Source organism: Pseudarthrobacter ribosi (genome assembly GCF_055412865.1).
The window spans coordinates 1-18,780 of record NZ_JBVAYZ010000008.1 but is presented as its reverse complement, the minus strand read 5'-3'; the positions used below and the strand labels follow the sequence as shown (position 1 = coordinate 18,780).

Annotated in this window: 20 protein-coding genes and 1 pseudogene; 10 read left to right on the top strand and 11 right to left on the bottom strand. The window is 66.9% G+C overall.

Features of this window, described 5'->3' with window-relative positions:
- Nucleotides 1-80: 80 nt before the first annotated feature.
- Complete coding sequence (locus ACZYZ5_RS10340) at nucleotides 81-1,946, top strand: glycoside hydrolase family 15 protein (RefSeq protein WP_463901529.1); 1,866 nt, start codon at nucleotides 81-83, stop codon at nucleotides 1,944-1,946.
- Nucleotides 1,947-2,160: 214 nt separating this feature from the next.
- On the opposite strand, the gene ACZYZ5_RS10335 is transcribed toward ACZYZ5_RS10340, so the two are convergent.
- Nucleotides 2,161-2,463, bottom strand: a complete 303-nt coding sequence (locus ACZYZ5_RS10335) for a DUF4193 domain-containing protein (protein ID WP_463901527.1) — start codon at nucleotides 2,461-2,463, stop codon at nucleotides 2,161-2,163.
- A 248-nt stretch (nucleotides 2,464-2,711) separates the two neighbouring features.
- Here ACZYZ5_RS10335 and ACZYZ5_RS10330 point away from each other — a divergent pair, with 248 nt between their 5' ends.
- The gene (locus ACZYZ5_RS10330) at nucleotides 2,712-2,978 is read left to right on the top strand and encodes a hypothetical protein (protein WP_463901525.1); all 267 of its coding nucleotides are present in this window, start codon (nucleotides 2,712-2,714) and stop codon (nucleotides 2,976-2,978) included.
- A gap of 32 nt (nucleotides 2,979-3,010) precedes the next feature.
- Here the strand turns inward: ACZYZ5_RS10330 and ACZYZ5_RS10325 are convergent, their stop codons facing one another.
- Complete coding sequence (locus ACZYZ5_RS10325; RefSeq protein ID WP_463901524.1) at nucleotides 3,011-3,514, bottom strand: HtaA domain-containing protein; 504 nt, start codon at nucleotides 3,512-3,514, stop codon at nucleotides 3,011-3,013.
- Nucleotides 3,515-3,694: 180 nt separating this feature from the next.
- On the opposite strand from ACZYZ5_RS10325, the gene ACZYZ5_RS10320 reads away from it, so the two are divergent.
- Both ACZYZ5_RS10320 and ACZYZ5_RS10315 read left to right on the top strand, forming a co-directional pair.
- Entirely contained in the window at nucleotides 3,695-4,675 is a 981-nt protein-coding gene (locus ACZYZ5_RS10320) for a S1C family serine protease (protein WP_463901522.1), read from the top strand.
- A 344-nt stretch (nucleotides 4,676-5,019) separates the two neighbouring features.
- Nucleotides 5,020-5,964, top strand: a complete 945-nt coding sequence (locus ACZYZ5_RS10315) for an AfsR/SARP family transcriptional regulator (RefSeq protein WP_463901805.1) — start codon at nucleotides 5,020-5,022, stop codon at nucleotides 5,962-5,964.
- 39 nt (nucleotides 5,965-6,003) lie between these two features.
- On the opposite strand, the gene ACZYZ5_RS10310 is transcribed toward ACZYZ5_RS10315, so the two are convergent.
- The 5 genes from ACZYZ5_RS10310 to ACZYZ5_RS10290 form a co-directional block, all read right to left on the bottom strand.
- On the bottom strand, nucleotides 6,004-7,296 hold the full coding sequence (locus ACZYZ5_RS10310) for a Y-family DNA polymerase (protein ID WP_463901520.1): 1,293 nt from the start codon (nucleotides 7,294-7,296) through the stop codon (nucleotides 6,004-6,006).
- Complete coding sequence (locus ACZYZ5_RS10305) at nucleotides 7,289-7,720, bottom strand: LexA family protein (RefSeq protein WP_463901519.1); 432 nt, start codon at nucleotides 7,718-7,720, stop codon at nucleotides 7,289-7,291. The genes ACZYZ5_RS10310 and ACZYZ5_RS10305 overlap by 8 nt, the downstream gene beginning before the upstream one ends.
- A 380-nt stretch (nucleotides 7,721-8,100) precedes the next feature.
- A complete protein-coding gene (locus ACZYZ5_RS10300; protein WP_463901517.1) occupies nucleotides 8,101-8,691 on the bottom strand; it encodes a dihydrofolate reductase family protein in 591 nt (196 codons plus the stop codon).
- A gap of 63 nt (nucleotides 8,692-8,754) precedes the next feature.
- Nucleotides 8,755-9,582 (bottom strand): class I SAM-dependent methyltransferase, encoded by an 828-nt coding sequence (locus ACZYZ5_RS10295; protein WP_463901515.1) that lies wholly within the window; start codon nucleotides 9,580-9,582, stop codon nucleotides 8,755-8,757.
- A 5-nt stretch (nucleotides 9,583-9,587) separates the two neighbouring features.
- Nucleotides 9,588-10,652 carry an NAD(P)/FAD-dependent oxidoreductase gene (locus ACZYZ5_RS10290; RefSeq protein WP_463901513.1) on the bottom strand — a complete coding sequence of 355 codons (1,065 nt, stop codon included), beginning with the start codon at nucleotides 10,650-10,652 and terminating at the stop codon, nucleotides 9,588-9,590.
- 122 nt (nucleotides 10,653-10,774) lie between these two features.
- On the opposite strand from ACZYZ5_RS10290, the gene ACZYZ5_RS10285 reads away from it, so the two are divergent.
- Together ACZYZ5_RS10285 and ACZYZ5_RS10280 are read left to right on the top strand one after the other, a co-directional pair.
- Nucleotides 10,775-11,359 carry a helix-turn-helix domain-containing protein gene (locus ACZYZ5_RS10285; RefSeq protein ID WP_463901511.1) on the top strand — a complete coding sequence of 195 codons (585 nt, stop codon included), beginning with the start codon at nucleotides 10,775-10,777 and terminating at the stop codon, nucleotides 11,357-11,359.
- 195 nt (nucleotides 11,360-11,554) lie between these two features.
- On the top strand, nucleotides 11,555-11,848 hold the full coding sequence (locus ACZYZ5_RS10280; protein WP_463901509.1) for a hypothetical protein: 294 nt from the start codon (nucleotides 11,555-11,557) through the stop codon (nucleotides 11,846-11,848).
- A gap of 11 nt (nucleotides 11,849-11,859) precedes the next feature.
- Here ACZYZ5_RS10280 and ACZYZ5_RS10275 read toward each other — a convergent pair whose 3' ends face one another.
- A complete protein-coding gene (locus ACZYZ5_RS10275; RefSeq protein WP_463901507.1) occupies nucleotides 11,860-12,480 on the bottom strand; it encodes an L-threonylcarbamoyladenylate synthase in 621 nt (206 codons plus the stop codon).
- A 453-nt stretch (nucleotides 12,481-12,933) separates the two neighbouring features.
- Between ACZYZ5_RS10275 and ACZYZ5_RS10270 the strand changes: the two genes are divergently transcribed.
- From ACZYZ5_RS10270 to ACZYZ5_RS10255, 4 genes are read left to right on the top strand one after another with little or no spacing between them, the layout of a single operon-like run.
- Nucleotides 12,934-13,593, top strand: a complete 660-nt coding sequence (locus ACZYZ5_RS10270; RefSeq protein WP_463901505.1) for an ABC transporter permease — start codon at nucleotides 12,934-12,936, stop codon at nucleotides 13,591-13,593.
- A complete protein-coding gene (locus ACZYZ5_RS10265) occupies nucleotides 13,586-14,866 on the top strand; it encodes an ATP-binding cassette domain-containing protein (RefSeq protein ID WP_463901503.1) in 1,281 nt (426 codons plus the stop codon). Before ACZYZ5_RS10270 ends, ACZYZ5_RS10265 begins: the two co-directional genes overlap by 8 nt.
- Nucleotides 14,867-14,910: 44 nt before the next feature.
- The gene (locus ACZYZ5_RS10260) at nucleotides 14,911-15,720 is read left to right on the top strand and encodes an ABC transporter permease (protein ID WP_463901502.1); all 810 of its coding nucleotides are present in this window, start codon (nucleotides 14,911-14,913) and stop codon (nucleotides 15,718-15,720) included.
- Nucleotides 15,721-16,767 carry a glycine betaine ABC transporter substrate-binding protein gene (locus tag ACZYZ5_RS10255; protein WP_463901500.1) on the top strand — a complete coding sequence of 349 codons (1,047 nt, stop codon included), beginning with the start codon at nucleotides 15,721-15,723 and terminating at the stop codon, nucleotides 16,765-16,767.
- A gap of 15 nt (nucleotides 16,768-16,782) precedes the next feature.
- On the opposite strand, the gene ACZYZ5_RS10250 is transcribed toward ACZYZ5_RS10255, so the two are convergent.
- From ACZYZ5_RS10250 to ACZYZ5_RS10240, 3 genes and pseudogenes are all read right to left on the bottom strand, one after another.
- Nucleotides 16,783-17,334 carry a DUF5134 domain-containing protein gene (locus ACZYZ5_RS10250; protein WP_463901499.1) on the bottom strand — a complete coding sequence of 184 codons (552 nt, stop codon included), beginning with the start codon at nucleotides 17,332-17,334 and terminating at the stop codon, nucleotides 16,783-16,785.
- Between the two features lie 73 nt (nucleotides 17,335-17,407).
- Entirely contained in the window at nucleotides 17,408-18,535 is a 1,128-nt protein-coding gene (locus tag ACZYZ5_RS10245; protein WP_463901498.1) for an XdhC family protein, read from the bottom strand.
- A pseudogene (locus ACZYZ5_RS10240) lies at nucleotides 18,528-18,780 on the bottom strand (hypothetical protein); the annotation flags it as partial. The pseudogene ACZYZ5_RS10240 and the gene ACZYZ5_RS10245, both read right to left, overlap by 8 nt.

Sequence of the window (18,780 nt, the reverse complement as noted above, 5' to 3'; positions counted from 1 at the left end):
CCCGGCGGCGTCCCGCCGTCGAAGTTGTGGTCTACGCGGCCGGTCAGGAGGAGAATAAATACGGCAAGGCATTCAGGAGAGTGAAGGAGTCCGCAACCGTGTTCCCTGCGGCGCACATGCGCGCGGTGGTTCGCCTTGACGGGTACCTGCCCATTGAGGATCATGGTCTCATCGGCGACGGGTCCACGTGCGCCCTCGTCGGCCGGGACGGCGCCGTCTCCTGGCTCTGCATCCCGGAGTTCGACAGCCCGCCGTTCCTCGCGGGAATCCTTGACCTGGAGAACGGCGGCTTTTTCGAAATCGCCCCGGTCTCCATCCACTCAGCGGCCCAGCGGTATATGGAGGATTCCTGCGTCCTGGTCACAACCTTGGCCTCAGACCGCGGCACGCTCCAGATCACGGACTGCCTGACCCTTCGCTCCGGCGCCGATCTGGTCGAACCCGTGCCCGCTGGCCGCAGCGAACTGCTCCGGCACGTCCAGGCGGTGGGAGGCGACGTGCGCCTGCGTATCCGGCTGGTGCCCAAGACCGGCGCCACCTTCGACGAGCTCGCCGGCGGCTGGCGCTTCGACTGGCACAGCGGCCGGGTGTCGGAGGTGTATCTGTGGTCGTCCGTGGAGCTGGTTCCGGACGGGCGGGGTCTGTCCACGGAGCTGACGCTCCGGGCCGGGGAGACCCTCACGGCTACCCTGCACTGGTCAGGGCGGTTCCGGCTCCGGCAGCATCCGGACCCGAGGAAGCTCATCGACCAGACGGTGGCCGCCTGGCGGCGGTGGGCCTCCGCGCTGGACTGCCAGGGTTCCCAGGCGGACCTGATGAAGCGCTCGGCGCTGACCCTTAAGTTGCTGGACCACGCAGAGACGGGCGCCATCATGGCGGCCGCGACGTCGTCCCTGCCCGAATGGCCCGGCGCACCGCGCAACTGGGATTACCGCTACACCTGGGTGCGCGACGCGTCCTTCTCGAATTACGTGTTCCGGCGCATCGGCGACCGCAGCGACGCGGAGGTCTTCCTCGCCTGGGTGCTGACGAATGTTGAGAGGGACGGCGCACCCCACGTGATGTACGCCCTGGATGGCTCGCAGCCGCCGGAGGAGGTCCAGGACCCGTTGCTGCGCGGCTACCGCGGCTCTGCCCCGGTCCGGTGGGGGAATGGCGCCAGCCACCAGCAGCAGCACGACGTCTACGGGGAGATCATCGATATCGCCTACCAGTGGTCAAGCAGCGGCGCGCGCGTGGACGCACGGCTCTGGGCCGCGCTGGTCCCCATCGTTGAACTGGCGATCACCAGGTGGCGGACCCCGGACAGCGGACCCTGGGAGATCCGGTCCACGGGCCGCCCGTTCACCTATTCTGCGGCGCTCTGCTTCGTGGCCGTGGACCGGGCCATCCAGATTGCCCGCAAGCACGGGCTGCCCTACCCGGAGGGGAGGTGGGAAGCCGCGGCCAAGGAGATCCGCGAGGCCGCGCTGACACAGTCGTGGAACCCGGAACTGCAGACGTTTACCGAGCACCTCGGAGGCACCGGCGGACTGGATGCGGCACTTTTGACGCTGCCCGTCCGCAACGTCATAGCCTTCGACGACCCGCGGATGGTCGCCACCACCAAGGCCATAGCCAAGGGCCTGGACGCCGGCAACGGACTGCTCTACCGCTACCTCCCCGAGGTGTCCCCGGACGGACTGCCGGGAGGCGAGGGCGCGTTCCTGCTGTGCAGCTTCTGGCTCGTCGACAACCTCGCCGGCCAGGGCCGGCTCGACGAGGCTTACGCGTTGTACGAGACGCTGTGCGGCCGCGCGAACCCGTTGGGATTGCTGCCGGAACAAATCCATCCGGAAACGGGCGAATTCCTAGGGAATTTCCCGCAAGCCTTCAGCCACGTCGGCGTCCTGGCCAGCGGGCTGCGCCTGCTCAAAGCCGGACGGCGGGCCGCCTCAGGAGTCTGACGCCGCCCTCCCCGGCTGCCCCTCAGCCGGTGTCTGGAGCCGGGCCCCCGAGGCGAGGAGGGCCTCGATCGCCCCCGCGGGCCCGGGGCGGGCGGGGGTTCCGGTGCCGACGCCAACGGCTCCGGGCCCGGACGTGCCGGTGCCGGTGCCGGAGCTGTCAAAGCAGACTGGCCATCCGCGGCGGCGTTGTGGCGGAAAGGTGAAGCGGGCTCTCTTAGCTCATGCAGTCAGCGCAGTACGAATGCCCTGCCTTCTCGCGGGCGAGTTGCGAGCGGTGCCGGACGAGGAAGCAGGAGTAGCACGTGAACTCGTCTTCCTTCTGCGGAACGACGGTGACCGTCAATTCCTCGCCGGACAGGTCGGCGCCCGGCAGTTCCACGCCTTCAGAGGTGTCAGCCTCGTCGAGCTCGCGGGTTACGCTGCGGGCGTCCGGAGCATTCGCGGAGCGAAGTGCCTCCAGCGAGGCGTTGCGTGATTCCGCAACGTCGGATCGGACTTCGTCATAGTCGGTTGCCACCTGGTTAATTCTCGATTCCGTTGTTCTGGGTTTCCCGGGATTGAACGGTACAGCATCTATCCGTTAATTGGCTGGGTGTACAGGGACTGTGTGCAGTGACACTCACAACACCGGCACCCACGCCACCGGCGCGTGGCTGCGGTCGGGGCCGCGCAGGTGTTCGATGATCTTCGTCCGGATTTCACGTGCCGTTCATGCCGCGGTCCTAGGCTGATTCTTCAAGCACCGTCCGCCAGAAGGGATCCGTGATGGCCGATATCGCCGCAGTACTTGGAAGGCTCACGCCAGAGGAATTTGACGGCCTCCGGGCCCTTGGCCCGGCTGGGCATCTGCCGAGGCAGCTCACCGATGCCCTGGACCGTGCGGCGGGCGGTCCGGGCGCGGGCCGCGGGTACTACGTTCCCACCGGCAGTGTCAGTGCCACGGGCGGACCCCACTTTGTCCTGCGCAGCGACGTCTCCGGGTGGTTGTTCGGTTCCGCTGCCCCGGTGAGACAAGCCCACGGCGACGTTTAGGAGCCCCGGGGCTGATGTCCACCAGGGCGGTGCTAGCTGGTGACCCGGATGAAGAGCGGATCCATCGGCTGCCCGGCGGCATACTGGCCGTCGAAGAGGTCTGACCCTTCCGGGGAGATGACGACATCGACGTGCTCCCAGACCAGGGAGCCGTCCGCGTGCCGGGGCTTCGTCGGGCTGAGGAATGCAACAATGGTGCGGTCCTGGCCGCCGCCGTCGCCGGTGCTGATGGAGAGCACTCCGCTGTCGCCTGTGAAAGTGATCCACGGGTCCAGAATCCTAACCAGCAGCATGCCGTGGTGGCCGGCGAGCCGGACGTCACCCCGGAAGCGCAGCACACCGGTGCCGCGGGCCACATCGTAGTCGGACGATTCGGGGCGGAAGCAGAACAGCGACGATCCGGTCACTGCCGCTCCCTCGGTCGCTGAAACGGACCCGTCCGGGAGGCTGTTGATGTAGTCGATGAAGCTGCGCTTGATGCCCCAGCTTAGGCCCAGCGCAGGCAGCGGATCGGGTGAAGCGGACGCTGGGTTCACGTAGGTTCTCCTGTGGCTGAAAGGCTGATCCTCTGAGCCTAGCGGCGGATTGCCCGCAGGATGAACTGCCGCCCGCCTGGCATGACATTCGGCGTATTTCTCTGAGGGCGTAGGGAGCGCCGGACTACCCCTGACGGGCCGGTGGTTGACTTGAATAGGTACCAGTTCAGGAGGTGCGCTGTGGCCACTGCCATCAATCGGGTCCCCGCTCCCGAGGCGTCCGAGGACCCGCTCGATTCCTACTCCGCCACGGTCATTCGCGTGGCCGCTGCTGTGACGCCCCACGTGGCCGCGCTCGAGGTGGGCAGCGCCGGCCGGCATGGCCAGTTCCGCATGGGCGCCGGCTCCGCCGTCGTGTTCACATCGGACGGGTACCTCCTCACTAACGCCCACGTGGTGAGTGGTGCCCAGCGCGGCAAGGCGGTGTACTCCGACGGGACCAGCACCGCGGTAGAGGTGGTCGGCTCGGATCCCCTCTCGGACCTGGCTGTTGTTCACGGCAAGGCCCCGACGGCGGCCCCGGCGGAGCTTGGCGATGCGGAATCGCTCAAGGTCGGGCAGTTGGTCATCGCCGTCGGGAACCCCCTGGGACTCTCGGGCTCGGTGACCGCCGGTGTGGTCAGCGGGCTGGGCCGTTCCATCCCCGTCTGGTCCGGTCGCAACAGGCGCATGATCGAGGACGTCATCCAGACCGACGCTGCCCTCAACCCGGGAAGCTCCGGCGGGGCACTCGCCGACTCGCGGGGCAGAATCGTCGGCATCAACACCGCGGTGGCCGGCGCCGGGCTGGGTCTGGCGGTTCCGGTCAACGCCACCTCGCGGCGGATCATTGCCGCGCTGTTGAAGGACGGCCGTGTCCGCCGGGCTTATCTCGGCCTCGTCAACACCCCCGTCCAGCTGCAGCCCAGTGCAGTGGTCCGGACCGGGCACCGCGAAGGGCTGCTGGTGGTTGAGGTCCTGCCCGGTTCACCGGCCGAGCGATCGGGTCTCCGGGCGGGCGATGTACTCCTCAATGTCGGCGAAAAAGCCGTTTCCAATGCGGAAAGTCTGCAAAAGCTGCTGTTTGCCGAAGCGATTGGCGTACCACTCGAGCTGGCGGTGCTGCGTGACGGAACGGAAATGCGGGTACTCGCCACTCCCGAGGAAATGACCGAAAAGTAACAGCTCCATGCCACCACCTGCGGCACGCAGAAATGGCCCTGACCATTGTTCACAAGGGAGCAATAACGCCGCCTACCCGAGTTGGCGACCGCTGTGAGTGAAGATACTTGCCCGAGAGCCCCGGTACTCACATTACTTCCAGCGGATACTTGGCTGGTCTGCCGGGTGTACCCGACTTTCCGCGCGGTAAAGGAACGGGTAGCTGCATTCCTTGTTGCGCCCCATTTTGCGTGTCACGGTTTTCCTAGAAGGCCGAAGGAAGTGAGTCTCAGCACATTGTTTTACTAATTCCTTCTGGCTCTCCGAACTACGAAAAAAATGATGGCTTGGGGAAATCGGAGATCATGGTGGATAACGGGGGCGGTTCCACGTCGGCAATTTCAGTTCGACTATTCGGAACATTCGAGGTCCGGCGAAGTAGCGCAGTACTCAGAGCTGCGGATATGGGAGGTTGCAAGCCGCGGCATATTTTGGAGATCCTTTTGCTGAATCTGGGGACACCCGTTTCCAAGACGCGCCTCGTGGAGCTTCTGTGGGGACCCCAAGCCAGCGACGGCGCGGTCGCCACCCTGGAGAGCTACGTCAGCGGCATTCGACGGGCGATCCAGCCGGGCAACACCAAATCGGGTCCGCTGCGCACCGCGAACGGCGGCTACGTCCTCGATCCTCAGCTGGTGGAACTCGACCTGTCGGAGTTCCACGGCCTCGTCCGCGCGGCCCGGCAATCGGAGCCGGCTGAGGCGCATGTGCTCTCGATGCGGGCCCTGGAGCTGGCCGCAGAGCCGCTGCTGGGCTTTGAACTCGTCGCCGACTGGGCGGAGGAGGCACGGACACGCCACGCAGCCGAAAAAGTCGACGCCCTGATTCTCGCGGCAGAGACCGCGGCATTTCTCGACAAACCAGAGCTCGCCGTTTCGCTGGCACAGACCGCGGTCCGGTCCGAACCTCTCAACGAACGTGCGTGGACAATCCTTGTTGCGGGATACGAGCAGGCGGGACTGCCGGTGGAGGGCCTTTCCGCCTATGAACGGTGCCGCCGACTGTTCGACCGGGACCTGGGCTGCGCCCCGGGGCCGGCCCTGCAGGCGGCCCACTTGAGATTGTTGCGGCAGCGCGCGGAAGGAAACACCGAGCTCTCGGAGGTCCTGGCGGCCCTGCTCTACCTGGGCGAACGGCTGCACGGACCCAAGTGCACGCAGCTTGCCGCCGAGGAAGCCCGCCGCATGCAGGAGAACGCCGGCCGGGTTCTCGACTCCTTTCTGCAGCAGGCGCTGGCTACGACCGGCTGACCCCCGCCTGTACCTTGCGGCAGACGGCAGGCCGGGCAGTCATCCGGCTTTGACGACCGGGAGTTCGGCCCAGTGGGTCGTGTACCGGGGGGACAGCATGTCACGTCTCATGGTCCAGTCGGGACCGCCCCGGATTCCGGCGTGGCCGAGCCCGATGGAGCCGCGCCCATACCTTCGGCTGACCTCCTCCAGCAGGGAGCCGATGCCGCGTTCCTCGTGCGGGTTCTCGAAGAGCGCCAGTGGTGCCTGGTTTCCGGTGGGGCGCAGATCGGTGACCATGATCCCCGCGCGGACGTACCGGCGGCCGTCGTCGATCCTGGGGAGCAGCGCGTACGCCGCCCTCGCCAGCAGGACCGGGTCAGCCGTGGGCATCGCCAACGGAACGCACACCGAAGGGTAAGAGCTGGCGTACTGGCTGTAGTAGGACGTGGCAGCGAACGCGGTCAGCACCTTTGCCTGCAGTCCGTGCCTGGCCAGCCGGGCACTTGCCTGCTGGGCATAAACGCCGAGGACCTGGCGCAGCCCGGCTCCGGTGGTGATCGGGGCGGCGAAGGAACGGCTGAAGATCAGCTGGTCGCGGCCGACCCGTTCCTCCTCCAGGGGGATGCAGGCAATTCCCTGGAGTTCCAGGACGGTCCGCATCAGCACCACGGAGAAGCGGTCCCGGACGGTTACCGGGTCCGCCCGCGCGAGGTCCAGCACGGAATGGATGCCCAGGGCATTGAGCCGTCTGGTCAGCCGCCCCGCGACTCCCCAGAGTTCGATCACGGACAGGCGGGCCATGAGCTTCTCCTGCTGGGCGGCGGGCACGGCCTCCCAGTGGCAGACGCCGTCGAACGCCGGGTTGTGTTTGGCCCACTTGTTGGCCAGCTTGGCCAGGGTCTTGGTGCCGGCGATGCCAACGGAGACGGGAACACCGACGTTCCGGCGCACCGCCGTCTTCATGGTGTGGCCCAGCCGGTGCAGCTCCTCCGGGGTGCCGCTGACGCCCAGGAATGCCTCGTCGATGCTGTAGACCTCCAGCCAGGCCGAGTAGCGGCCGAGGAGCTCCATCACCCGGGCGCTGATGTCCCCGTACAGCTCGTAGTTGCTGGACAGTGCGACCAGCCCCCATTCCTTGGCCCGGGGTGCGAGCTTGAACCAGGGCTCGCCGAGGGGGATCCCGAGGGCCTTGGCCTCGGCGGAGCGGGTGACCGCGCAGCCGTCATTATTGGACAGCACCACGAGCGGACGGCCCTCCAGGGACGGGTCGAAGGCGCGTTCGGCGCTGGCATAGAAGCAGTTCACGTCCACCAGGGCGATGCTGCCCCGGCCGGAGACAGCGCTAGACATGATGCAGGCAGCGGGTTGCGACACCCCAGATGACCAGATCAGACAGGCCCCGGACCCGGATATCCGGATAGCGAGGGTTGTCCGCCTGCAGCACCACGCCCGAAGCTGTCAGGCGCAGCCTCTTGACCGTAAGTTCGCCGTCGAGGACTGCGACGACGACGCAACCGTCGCGGGGCTCAAGGGCCCGGTTGACAATCAGTTCGTCGCCGTCGCTGATCCCCGCGCCCTCCATGGAGTCGCCGGACACCCTCACTAGGTACGTGCTGGTGATGTCCTTGATGAGGTGCTCGTTGAGGTCGATGCGGCCGTCGAAGTAGTCCTGGGCCGGGGAGGGATAGCCAGCGGCGACAGGCACCGGCGAGATCAGGACCGAGAGAAGAGAAGTGCCCGCGTCTATCACGCGGGGTCCGATGATTACGCCCACAACACACCTTTATTCGAATATATGTTCGATACATCCAGTGTAGCTCCGGGGGCTGACATTGAGCATTCTTTGCGCACTAGCACTGTCCCAACCCGCGGGAATGGGAGTTTTAGTGAGCGGGCAGGCTGACGAAGTACTCCTGCTGGACCGGCCGGCGGCGCAGCTTCCGGGCAGTGCGCCGCGAAGGCAGGGGTTCCTGCGTGGATGTGGCCCCAGACGTTCCGCCCCCGAGCGTTGACCGGGCAGGAACACGGATTGCACCGCAGGAGCCAGGCCATTGCCACGCAAAACGTTCCGTCAGAAACATGCCCAGCCTGCAGACCGCCCGTCGGCCAAAGACCGGTGAGATTGTGGTTCGAGGTTGCGGTATCTGAGGCCTTTCAGCGGCTTGCCCGATACCGCACGTGGGTGACGAGCCGGGTACCGCTCACTTCCGTCGGCTCAAGCTTGAAGTTCTCGACGCCGTCCAGCAGCCGCTCGCCCGCTCCCAGGACGATGGGCGCGATGTGGAGCCTCAGCTCGTCGATGAGCCCCGCCGAAAGGTACTGGCGGACGGTCTGCGCTCCTCCGGCAATGGCCACGTCCTTGCTCCCAGCGGCCGTCCGCGCCTGGGCCAGCGCAGATTCGATTCCCTCGGTGACGAAGTGGAACGTGGTGCCGCCCTGCATCTCCAGAGGCTCGCGTTGCTGATGGGTGAGAACGAACACGGGTGCGTGATAGGGCGGCTCCTCACCCCACCATCCCCGCCACTTCTCATCCCACGTCCCGGGACCTGCGAACATGTTCCGTCCCATGATGAAGGCGCCGGCCGCGAGGATGCCTTCGCGCTCGGCTCCATTGGACTCGGGTTCTTCGAACTGCCACCTGTGCAGGAGCTCTCCGCCCTCGCCCAGGGGTTCCGCGAGGCTCTGGTTCGGACCGGCGGCGAATCCGTCGAGAGAGATGGTCAGATCACACGTGACTTGGCTCATGCGCCCATCATGCCACCACTCGGCAGTTAGGGTCAGGCTGAATTGGCCGTGGTGGGCCCTCGATCAGAGGGCTGGGGTGGCCACCCAGACGGTTCGGGTGGCGCGGGGTTCCAGCTCAACGTCGGCGTCGGAGAACCGCTCCAACAGGTCCTTCACGGCGTCGCGGTCGTCCGCGGTCAGGGCCGCCAGGTGCGAGAAGCGCGCGAACCACTGCTGGGCGTACTCCCGCGCAGCCGGGGTCACGGATGCGATGGCCGCCACCTCGGACTTGGTGACGCGGAACCCGGCGTCCTCGATGACCGTCGTCCAGTCCGGGTGGTGGTTCCAACCTTCGTCCGCCGCAGCGGCGTGGCAGCGCTGCTCCAACAGCGCTCCGCGCGGATGACTGAGAAAGCCGGGCAGAGCGGCGAGCTCGACGACGGCCAGGACCCCACCTGGCGCCAGTGCCCGGCGGACCCCGGACAGGAGCCGGGCGGGTTGGGCGACGTGGTGTAGCGAGGACGATGCCCACACCAGGTCAACCGGAGCCTCGGCCACTACATCCGCCGGGATCAAGGAGCCGGCGAGCACGGGGAAGCCGTCGTCCAGGTCGGCCTCGACCACGGCGAAGCCTTGCTCGCGAAGCAACTCGAGCATCTGCGGGTCGTTGTCGACGCACGTCACCACGGCGTCGGGGTACCGCTCGCGCAGCAGCCGGCTACCTGCGCCGGTTCCGGCGCCCAGGTCAACGACGCTGCGGGCGGCAGACACCCCGGTCAGGTCCAGGACGGCAGCGAGGTGGTCGCCGAACACCTCGGCATCGAGGTCGAGGGCGCGGTGCTGGTCAGGACTGCCAGAGTGCTGGCGGGGCTGGTGGTCGTTGTGCCGTGTCCGGCGGGTCTGGTGATCCATGATGATCAACTATCTATTGGGGCCGCAGGGCTTATGTCGGCGGCTTTCGGCCCATCATCAAGGCCGTGGCGTCGGTGACCCAGCACGATCTTAGAGACGGCTGCTTCCGAGGCGGCCGAGAAGGGGCCGAAGCGCCCCTCAACGGCCCACCGGGTTTCCTCTTCGATGAGGTCGGCGTTGATCCGTGCTCCGGTCATGACACCCTCGGCCGCCGCGGTGATCACTTGAGCCATCAGGTTGGAGACATTGCCCGCCGCATACACGCCGTGGGACGCCGTCGCACCACCCATTGCGTCGGTCTCGATAAACCGTCCGGCCGCCGACGGGTGCACCTGAGAACTTCGCCCGAGTGATTCCAGAAGCGCGGATCTGGCCTCCATCCGTGTTCCAACGGCCAGGGCCTGCACATCGAATGAGGAGCCCTGGCGGAGCGTGAGCCCCGTGAGGACACCACCGACAGCGTCAACAGAAGCCACTTCGCCGTCGACGACCGTTACGGACCGGGCGGCGAGCTTGTCCCATTCCTCGTCGGTGGGTTCCACGGTGTCGTTGAGGAAAAGGGTGACATTACGGGACCACTGCCTGAACAACAGCGCCTGATGGACGGACAGCGGGCCTGTGCCCAGCACTCCAATCCGTTGCCCGCGGATTTCCCAGCCATGGCAGTAGGGGCAGTGCACAACGCCCTTTCCCCATTGCTCCCGCAGCCCGACGATGGGAGGCAACTCGTCCGTCAGGCCGGTGGCGGCGAGGAGGCGTCTGCCGTTGAACCGACGGGCATCTCCGAGGATCACCTCGAAGCCATCGGGCGTTCGCCGGGCCGAAACGGCTTCGCCGTCAACGACAGTGCCTCCGTAGGAGAGCACTTCGCTGCGTCCGATGGACAGGAGTTCCCCGGGCTTCATACCGTCCCTGGAAAGGTAACCGTGTACACCCGCCGCGGGTGCGTTCCGTGGAGTCCCGGAGTCGATGACCAGCACCGAGCGCAGCGCCCGGGCCAGCGTCGTGGCGGCGCTGAGTCCCGCCGCGCCACCGCCAACAATTACAACGTCATACCGTGTGGTGTCCATGCAGAGTTTGTCCTTCGTCGCGTCCTGAATGTTCGCCGCCAGCGTCCTTGGGCGGTTAAACCAGCTTCCATCGCATGAACGCGGTTTGACAAACATGATTGCCGTTATGGCAAAGTGGGCGTATGGCAAATGAGCTTGACGATGTTCTCGGGGCGGTCGGCCCCCGGCTTCGGGCCCTCCGTACGGAACGGAACCTCACCCTTGGAGATGTGTCCGCCGCGTCCGGGGTATCGGTTAGCACCCTGTCCCGCCTGGAATCCGGCCAGCGGCGGCCCAACCTCGAGATTCTGCTGCCCCTCGCGACGTTGTACGGTGTTCCGCTCGATGATCTGGTCGGCGCCCCGGCCAGCGGGGATCCGCGAATTCACCTCCGGCCCATCACCCATAGCGGCATGACGGCCGTTCCTCTCACACGCCGCCCAGGCGGCTTACAGGCCTTCAAGATGGTGCTCGACGGGGATGCCCGCGGGGCAGACCCCGACCCGCGCGTTCACGAAGGCTACGAATGGCTTTACATCCTCAACGGACGACTGCGTCTGGTGCTGGGCGACAAGGACTTTGAACTTCGCCCCGGCGAAGCCGCGGAATTCGACACGCACACGCCGCACTGGTTCGCCAGCGCTGACGGAAGACCCGTCGAATTTATCAGCCTGTTTGGACAGCAGGGCGAGCGGATGCACGTTCGCGCGCGGCCCAAGCCCTCATAGCCAGAGAGCCCTGGTCCGCTGTCGCCCGGTCAGACGAGTTAGGACGATTCGGCGGCGCGGCCCCGGGCCTCATATCCCGCCGCCGAGTTAGCTTCGTCACGTGGCGGTCATTCGTCAAAAATCCGGGCGCGGCCGGCCCCATACTTGGAATGACCCCGGCGGACTCTTGCCCACCGCCAGGTATGAGGAGGGTCCATGAAAACCTTGAGACTGTTGCAGAGCACCGTGAAAAGCACCGTCACGAACGAGTACTTTCCCTCGGCGGCTGTGCTGACCGGAGTGGGCCTGTTCTGGGGCATCGGACTCTTCGGCGGGCTGTCCCTGCTGAGCAACCACCAGACGCTCCTGACCACTCTGAGCTGGTTGCTATTCGTCTACGCCGCGGCCGTGCTCACGCCCCTCGCGGGTCTGGTGGCGGCGGTGGACCTGTCGCGCCGCTGGTTGCGACACCGGGCGTCAGACGCCGCCACCTCGGCGGAGACCGCGTAGGCCCAGAGCGCCTATTCGAACCGGGACGGGTCGCCCATGCCGCGGCGGACTACTTCGGCCACGCCGCTGGAGTAGTCGATGACGGTGGTCGGCTCCGCGCCGCAGTCGCCGGAGTCAATCACGGCGTCCACCACGTGCTCCAGCCGTTCCTTGATTTCCCAGCCCTGCGTCAGCGGCTCTTCCTCATCCGGCAGCAACAGTGTGCTGGAAAGCAGCGGCTCACCAAGTTCGGCCAGCAACGCCTGGACCACCGGGTTGTCCGGGATGCGCACACCGACCGTCTTCTTCTTGGGGTGCAGCAGCCGCTTGGGAACCTCCTTGGTGGCAGGCAGGATAAAGGTGTAGCTCCCGGGAGTGACGGCCTTGATGCTGCGGAACACGTCGTTGTCGATCTGCACGAACTGGCCCAGCTGGGCGAAGTCCTTGCAGACCAGGGTGAAGTGGTGCTTGGCATCGAGGTGGCGGATGGTCCTGATCCGGTCCAGCGCCTCCTTGTTGCCCAGCTGCGCGCCGAGCGCGTAGCAGGAGTCGGTGGGGTAGGCGATCAGTCCGCCGGAACGGACGATTTCCACGGCCTGGCTGATGGAGCGCGCCTGGGGGTTTTCGGGGTGAACATCGAAGTATCTCGCCATGGGATGAGCTTACGCCCGACGGCGGCCCGGGCGGCTAGCGCCCGGCACGTCCGGCAGCCTCCATTCCCACGCGCCCGGGCTGAACTTCTCGTTCTCCGCCGGCACGTAACGGGACATATCTCACACTTTTTTGTGCGAACGGAAACGGCCCGAATGCTGCCATTTCGGCCTGATCCGTGATGGCCGAGGGCTTGAGGAAGTAAAGTTGGCTATGGCCCTCGTCCGCGGCAACCTCGCAAAGGGCCCAAGTGCTTTCACTCCGAGGCGTCCCTCGGGTGCACCGTCTTCACAATAATCGAAATGGTAACCGTGCCGAACGCCGGCACCATGGCGGCCCGGTAATGGCGAATTCGCCTGCGCGCCGCGAAGGGCGGACCGAGAGGAATTCCGCCCACAAACTACCGCCTCGCAACGTATGTCTCTTGCCATCCACCCGGAATTGATATGCGACCAATGAAAGAGAGCCTATTTGTGGTGGAATTCATCTCCGACCGGTTGAACCAGATCCTGTTCGCCGGCTGGCAGCATTTCAGTCTCGTGGCCCAGTGCCTGATCCTGGCTACGGTCCTTGCCGTGGGCATGGCCGTTCTGGTCTACCGGAACAAGAAGTTGGTCTCAGCCGCGAACTCCGTCTCCGCGATCGGATTGACCATCCCTTCCTTCGCCCTCATCGGGCTGCTCGTTGCGCCCTTCGGATTCGGTGTGGTTCCCGCCGTGATCGTCGTGGCGTTCTATGCGGCCCTTCCCATCCTCCGCAACGCCGTCGTCGGTCTGTCCGGTATCAGCCCGACCGTCGTCGAGGCCGCCCGGGGGATAGGCATGAGCCGCTTCCACACGCTACTGCAGGTGGAACTGCCCATGGCGTGGCCGGTCATCCTCGCCGGCGTGCGGGTGTCCGCCCAGATGGTGATGGGTGTGGCTGCGATCACCGCGTATGCCCTCGGTCCCGGCCTGGGCGGCTTCATCTTCTCGGGACTTTCCCGGCTGGGTGGCGCCAATTCGTTCGAGTCGGTTGCGACCGGCGTCGTCGGCGTCGTCATTCTTGCCGTCATCCTTGATCTCCTTCTCGTCGGCCTCGGCCGGCTGACAACTCCGCGAGGTATCCGTGTCTGAAACTGCCCCAACATCCACTCCAGCACAGCCGCTGCACGCCGCAGGAATCACCGGGGCCCGCATCCTGCTGGACAAGGTCACCAAACGCTACCCCGGTCAGGCCAAGCCCGCTGTGGACGGCCTGACCCTGGAGATCCCGGCGGGGAAAATGGTCATGTTCGTGGGCCCGTCCGGCTGCGGGAAAACCACCACCCTGAAAATGATCAACCGGCTCATCGAGCCCACCGACGGTCGGATCGTTCTCAACGGAGAGGACGTCACGAAAAAGGACGGTGACCAGCTCCGGCGCAAAATAGGCTATGTCATCCAGGCCGGCGGCCTGTTCCCCCATATGACCGTGGCGGCCAACATCGCCATCGTGCCGAAGATGCTGGGCTGGGACAAGGAACGCATCGCCGCCCGCGTCGACGAGCTTCTGGAGCTTGTGTCGCTGGACCCGGGTGTCTACCGGAACCGCTTCCCCAAAGAGCTGTCCGGCGGTCAGCAGCAACGCGTCGGCGTGGCCCGCGCGCTCGCCGCCGACCCGCCCGTGCTCCTGATGGACGAACCGTTCGGCGCGGTGGACCCAATCACCCGGCAGCGGCTGCAGGACGAATTGCTGCAGATCCAGGCCGACCTGCAAAAAACAATCGTCTGCGTGACGCATGACTTCGACGAGGCAGTGAAACTCGGTGACTGGATCGCAATCTTTGACGAGGGCGCCCGGCTGGTCCAGTACGACACCCCTGAACGGATCCTCGGGGACCCGGCCAACGAATTTGTCGAGAACTTCATCGGCTCGGGCGCGGGGCTCAAGCAGTTGACGCTGACCCGGGTCAGCGACGCGCCGCTCGCCGAAGCTGTCACCGGCCGGCCCGGTGAAGCCGCAGCCGACGTGCTGGAACGCATCAGGACCGCAGGCCACGGACACGCCGTTATCGTGGATGCCCGCCAGCGGCCCCTGCAGTGGCTGTCACGCCGCCAGCTCAGCCGCTTGCAGACGATTAGCCCGGTCCCCGATCCGAAGCTGCCCGTCGTGGGCAGCCGGGCGACGCTCAACGATGCGCTGGACACCATGCTGGTTTCCAGCGCCGGTGCGGCCCTCGTGACAGGCCGACGAGACGTCTTCGAGGGCGTCATCGACGTCCAGACCGTCATGGCGGCCATCACCCAAGCCCACGAGTCGGCCGCGCTGGAATCGCTGGATGCACCGGTGGGAACCAACACCGGCACCATCCCCGCAGCGGAACCTGCCGAGCCGTTGGCCGCCGGCCACGGACGGACCGGACAATGAGGCCTGCCGGGCAACGCCCCCCGAGCGCGGGCGAGCACGCCGCCATGCCGGAAGGCGAACCGCTGGATACGGAGGCGCTCGACGGCGACTCCGCCGTCGGGACTGACGCCGTCATCGACGCCGGCACCGGCCAGCGGTCCTGGCACGCCCTGGGCTACCAGCTGCTGGGCATCATCGCCGTCCTCCTTGGCCTGATTGGATGGTTGCTCCTCGCGGACCTGTCGCCTGCGGAACTGACGACCCTGTCTCCCGGCGCCCTGTGGGCGCACACCCTGGAACATCTCCAGCTGACGCTCTTGGCGGCCGCGATCGTGCTGGTCGTGGCAGTTCCGCTCGGCATTGCGCTGACCCGCAAGAGCCTGCGCTTCCTGAGCGGGCCGGTGCTGGTCCTGGCGAACATCGGCCAGGCTGCTCCCTCCATCGGGCTCGTTGTGCTCCTAGCGTTCTGGTTGGGATTCGGGTTCTGGGCCGCCGTCATTGCACTCGTCCTGTACGGGGTCCTGCCGGTCCTGCGGAACACCATGGTGGGCATCCAGCACGTGGACCCGCGGCTCGTGGAGGCAGGCCGCGGAATGGGCATGACGGCTGCCGCCGTCCTGTTCAAAGTGGAACTGCCGATGGCGGTCCCGATTATGCTCGCCGGGATCCGCACGGCGTTGGTGCTGCTCGTGGGGACCGCGGCCCTGGCAACCTTCATCAACGGGGGAGGGCTCGGGATTCTGATCACCACGGGCGTCCAGCTCAATCTGCCTGCGGTCCTGGTGGTCGGATCCTTGTTGGTTGCCCTGTTGGCGCTGTTTATTGACTGGATTGGACGGGTCTTCGAACACGTAGCCCGTCCGAGGGGACTGTAGATGCAGACTTTTGAAGCGAAGAATCCGACTGAAGCCCGGCGGACGAAGAAGCGGGGCACCGCCCGGCTGCGCCGGTCAGGTGCACTGGCCATGGCCGTGGCGGCGCTGTCGCTCCTGACCGGCTGCGGGCTGGCACCGGCCGCATCCTACGTTCCCGAGGCGGGCCCGGGCACCATCAAGCCCGTCGCCGGTGCGGCCGGGGCGGAGCTGACGGTTACCGGACGGAACAACACCGAGGGCCTGATCCTGGGCAAGATGGCCGTGCTCGCCGCCAAGGCCGCCGGGTTTACCGTCTCGGACCTGACGAACGTTCCGGGCAGCCAGCCCACGCGCTCCCTCATGCTTGCCGGGAAAGCAGACATCATCTGGGAGTACACGGGCACTGCCTGGCTGTCGTTCATGGGGCACCCGTCAGGCATCCCGGAGCAGGACGCCCAGTGGCAGGCGGTGCATGACGAGGACGTGGACAACGGCCTGAGCTGGGGCGCCAAGGCTCCGTTGAACAACACCTATGCGCTCGCCGTGACGAATGAAACCGCGGCGCAGTACGGCCTGAGCACATTGTCGGACATCGCCAAGCTGCCGGTCGGCCAGCGGACGTTCTGCGTCGAGCCGGAGTTCAACTCCCGGCCCGACGGCTTCGGACCGATGCTCAAGCATTACGGCTTGGACCGGGGCTCCGATTCCGGGGTGCCGGAGCGTAACATCGGCCTGTACGACGTCGGGGCCGTCTACAGTGCCACGGACAACGGTGTGTGTACCCTCGGCGAGGTGTTCGCCACCGACGGCCGGATCGACGCGCTGGGCCTGACAGTGCTCACCGATGACAAGAAGTTCTTCCCCGCCTACAACGTAGCGCCGGTGTTCTATTCCAAGACCCTGGCTGCGCACCCGGAACTTGAAGGGATATTTGCGCAGATGTCCCCCCTGCTGACGGACACGACGATGCGTGGCCTGAACTTGAAGGTCGACGTCGACGGCCAGGAGCCTGCGGATGTCGCCTTCGATTGGATGAAGGAGCAGGGGTTTCTGACCGGGGCGCCCTAGCTGCGGAAGATTTCGTCAGATCGCCAGCGCCGCGAACATGACGGCCATCGACGCCGCTCCCGCGCGCTCCAGGAACGCGTCGCCGCTGCGCGGACGGCCGGGCGTGCGGAGCCGCCGGAGCAGGAGCAGGCCCCAGACGGCTGCCGCCACCCCGAAGGCAAGCGCCAGGACGACGGCGGGCCGGCTTTCCCAGCCTTGCTCCGACCCAGCCAGGGAACCCGGCAGCGGCAGACCGACGGCGGGGCCGGCGTGGTGCGGCGCCCGCCCCGGAAGTCCCGCGGCTTCAGGATCCGCCAGCGGGGCGCCGGCGGCGTGCGCGTCCATGGCGCCCAGCATGTAGGCCATGGCGGCCATGGCCAGCGCGTTGTAGAGCAGCGTGCCGCGGCCGGCCCGTCCCGTGTGGCCGTGCCCCGGCCCGGCGGCGGGCGCACACACCCCGGCGGGCACAGTGCGACGGGAGACGGCACGCAGGGCGAACCACCATGCGGCCAGGCCGAAGAACAGGATCTGGGGGAGTGCGGGCCACGGCAGTCCGGGGACGAGCATGGGCACCATCGCGGCCATCATCGCGGCATGGAGTCGCCAGCAGCAGTGCCGTCAGCGCCCAGCGCAGGACCTCATTTCCGACCACGAGGCCCGGTCAGTGCTGCTCGTCGTGGTGGATCCGCTCGTCGAGGTGCCGGAGTGGCTCCCCGCTGCCGCTCCACTGCTTGGCGATGAACTCCGCGGCGATCGACACTGCCGTCTCCTCCGGAGTCCGGGCGCCGAGGTCAAGGCCCACCGGACTGTGCAGCCGCGCCAGCGCCTCCTCGCCCAGGCCGGCGTCGCGCAGCCTGGCGATCCGGTCCGCGTGGGTCCGGCGCGATCCCATGGCGCCGATGAAGGCGAGCGGCGGGCCGCGCAGGGCAACGTCCAGGAGCGGGATATCGAACTTCGGATCGTGCGTGAGGACGCAGATCACGGTGCGTTCATCCACGAGTCCCATCTCCAGCTGCTCGGCGAAATAGCGGTGCGGCCAGGCATTGACTACCTCCGCCGCATCGGGAAAGCGTGCGGGCGTTGCGAAAACGGACCGGGCATCGCACACCGTGACGCGGTAGCCCAGGAAGGTGCCCAGCCGCGCCAGCGCCGAGGCGAAGTCGATCGCGCCGAAGACCAGCATCCGCGGTGGCGGGGCGTAGCTCGCGAAGAAGACCCGCATGCCGGTGTCCAGCCGCTCACCGTCGGGGCCATAGCTCAGGACGCCGGACCGGCCGGCGGCGAGCAGGCCCTGGGTGTCGTCACCCACGGCGTGGTTGGCCCGCTCGGAACCGAGGTCACCTTCGAAGCCGTCCGGCCGCACGACCAGGTGCCGTCCCAGCCAGCTGCTGTCCGGGTGTTCGATCACCGTGGCCACCCCGACGCGCCGTTCCCCGGCGATGTCCTGCCGGACTGCGTCAAGTTCCGGGAAGCTGCGCCGGGACACCGGCTCGACGAAGATGTCGATGATTCCGCCGCAGGTCAGGCCGACGGCGAACGCTTCGTCGTCGCTGATCCCATAGCGCACCAGGACGGGAACGCCGTCCCCTTTGACCTGGGTGGCCAGCTCGTACACGGCACCTTCGACGCAGCCGCCGGAGACCGAGCCGACCGCTTCCCCGCCCGCGGTCACGAGCATCGACGCGCCGGGAAGCCGCGGCGCTGACTTGAAAGTGCTCACCACGGTGGCCAGGCCGGCGGTGTCACCCTTCTGCCAGCCCGGCATCATGGCTGCCAGGACATCACGCACGGTCGGTCTTCAGTCTTCCGATCGCCCGGACCAGCCGGAAGGCGGAGCACCGGCCCGCCCAGTAGGAAACACACGCCACCACCGCGACGAGTGCCAGGACCTTCCCCGGGCTGGACAGCTGCTCTGCCGCCATCCTCGTCGCCAGGCTGAGGGCGTCCAAGCTGCCGGCGGCGGCGGGCGCCGGGGCAGGCGCGGCAGCAGCCCGGCGCCCGGCGGGTGGGGACACCGGCGGGGCCGCTGCGGGC

Excerpts from the sequence above, each read along its gene's own strand:
- ACZYZ5_RS10330 (WP_463901525.1), top strand. The coding sequence starts at position 2,712 with ATGGCCGATATCGCCGCAGTACTTGGAAGGCTCACGCCAGAGGAATTT.
- ACZYZ5_RS10250 (WP_463901499.1), bottom strand. The coding sequence starts at position 17,334 with ATGATGGCCGCGATGGTGCCCATGCTCGTCCCCGGACTGCCGTGGCCC.
- ACZYZ5_RS10255 (WP_463901500.1), top strand. The coding sequence starts at position 15,721 with ATGCAGACTTTTGAAGCGAAGAATCCGACTGAAGCCCGGCGGACGAAG.
- ACZYZ5_RS10310 (WP_463901520.1), bottom strand. The coding sequence starts at position 7,296 with ATGTCTAGCGCTGTCTCCGGCCGGGGCAGCATCGCCCTGGTGGACGTG.
- ACZYZ5_RS10275 (WP_463901507.1), bottom strand. The coding sequence starts at position 12,480 with ATGGCGAGATACTTCGATGTTCACCCCGAAAACCCCCAGGCGCGCTCC.
- ACZYZ5_RS10300 (WP_463901517.1), bottom strand. The coding sequence starts at position 8,691 with ATGAGCCAAGTCACGTGTGATCTGACCATCTCTCTCGACGGATTCGCC.
- ACZYZ5_RS10295 (WP_463901515.1), bottom strand. The coding sequence starts at position 9,582 with ATGGATCACCAGACCCGCCGGACACGGCACAACGACCACCAGCCCCGC.
- ACZYZ5_RS10280 (WP_463901509.1), top strand. The coding sequence starts at position 11,555 with ATGAAAACCTTGAGACTGTTGCAGAGCACCGTGAAAAGCACCGTCACG.
- ACZYZ5_RS10285 (WP_463901511.1), top strand. The coding sequence starts at position 10,775 with ATGGCAAATGAGCTTGACGATGTTCTCGGGGCGGTCGGCCCCCGGCTT.
- ACZYZ5_RS10260 (WP_463901502.1), top strand. The coding sequence starts at position 14,911 with ATGCCGGAAGGCGAACCGCTGGATACGGAGGCGCTCGACGGCGACTCC.
- ACZYZ5_RS10290 (WP_463901513.1), bottom strand. The coding sequence starts at position 10,652 with ATGGACACCACACGGTATGACGTTGTAATTGTTGGCGGTGGCGCGGCG.
- ACZYZ5_RS10315 (WP_463901805.1), top strand. The coding sequence starts at position 5,020 with ATGGTGGATAACGGGGGCGGTTCCACGTCGGCAATTTCAGTTCGACTA.
- ACZYZ5_RS10270 (WP_463901505.1), top strand. The coding sequence starts at position 12,934 with ATGAAAGAGAGCCTATTTGTGGTGGAATTCATCTCCGACCGGTTGAAC.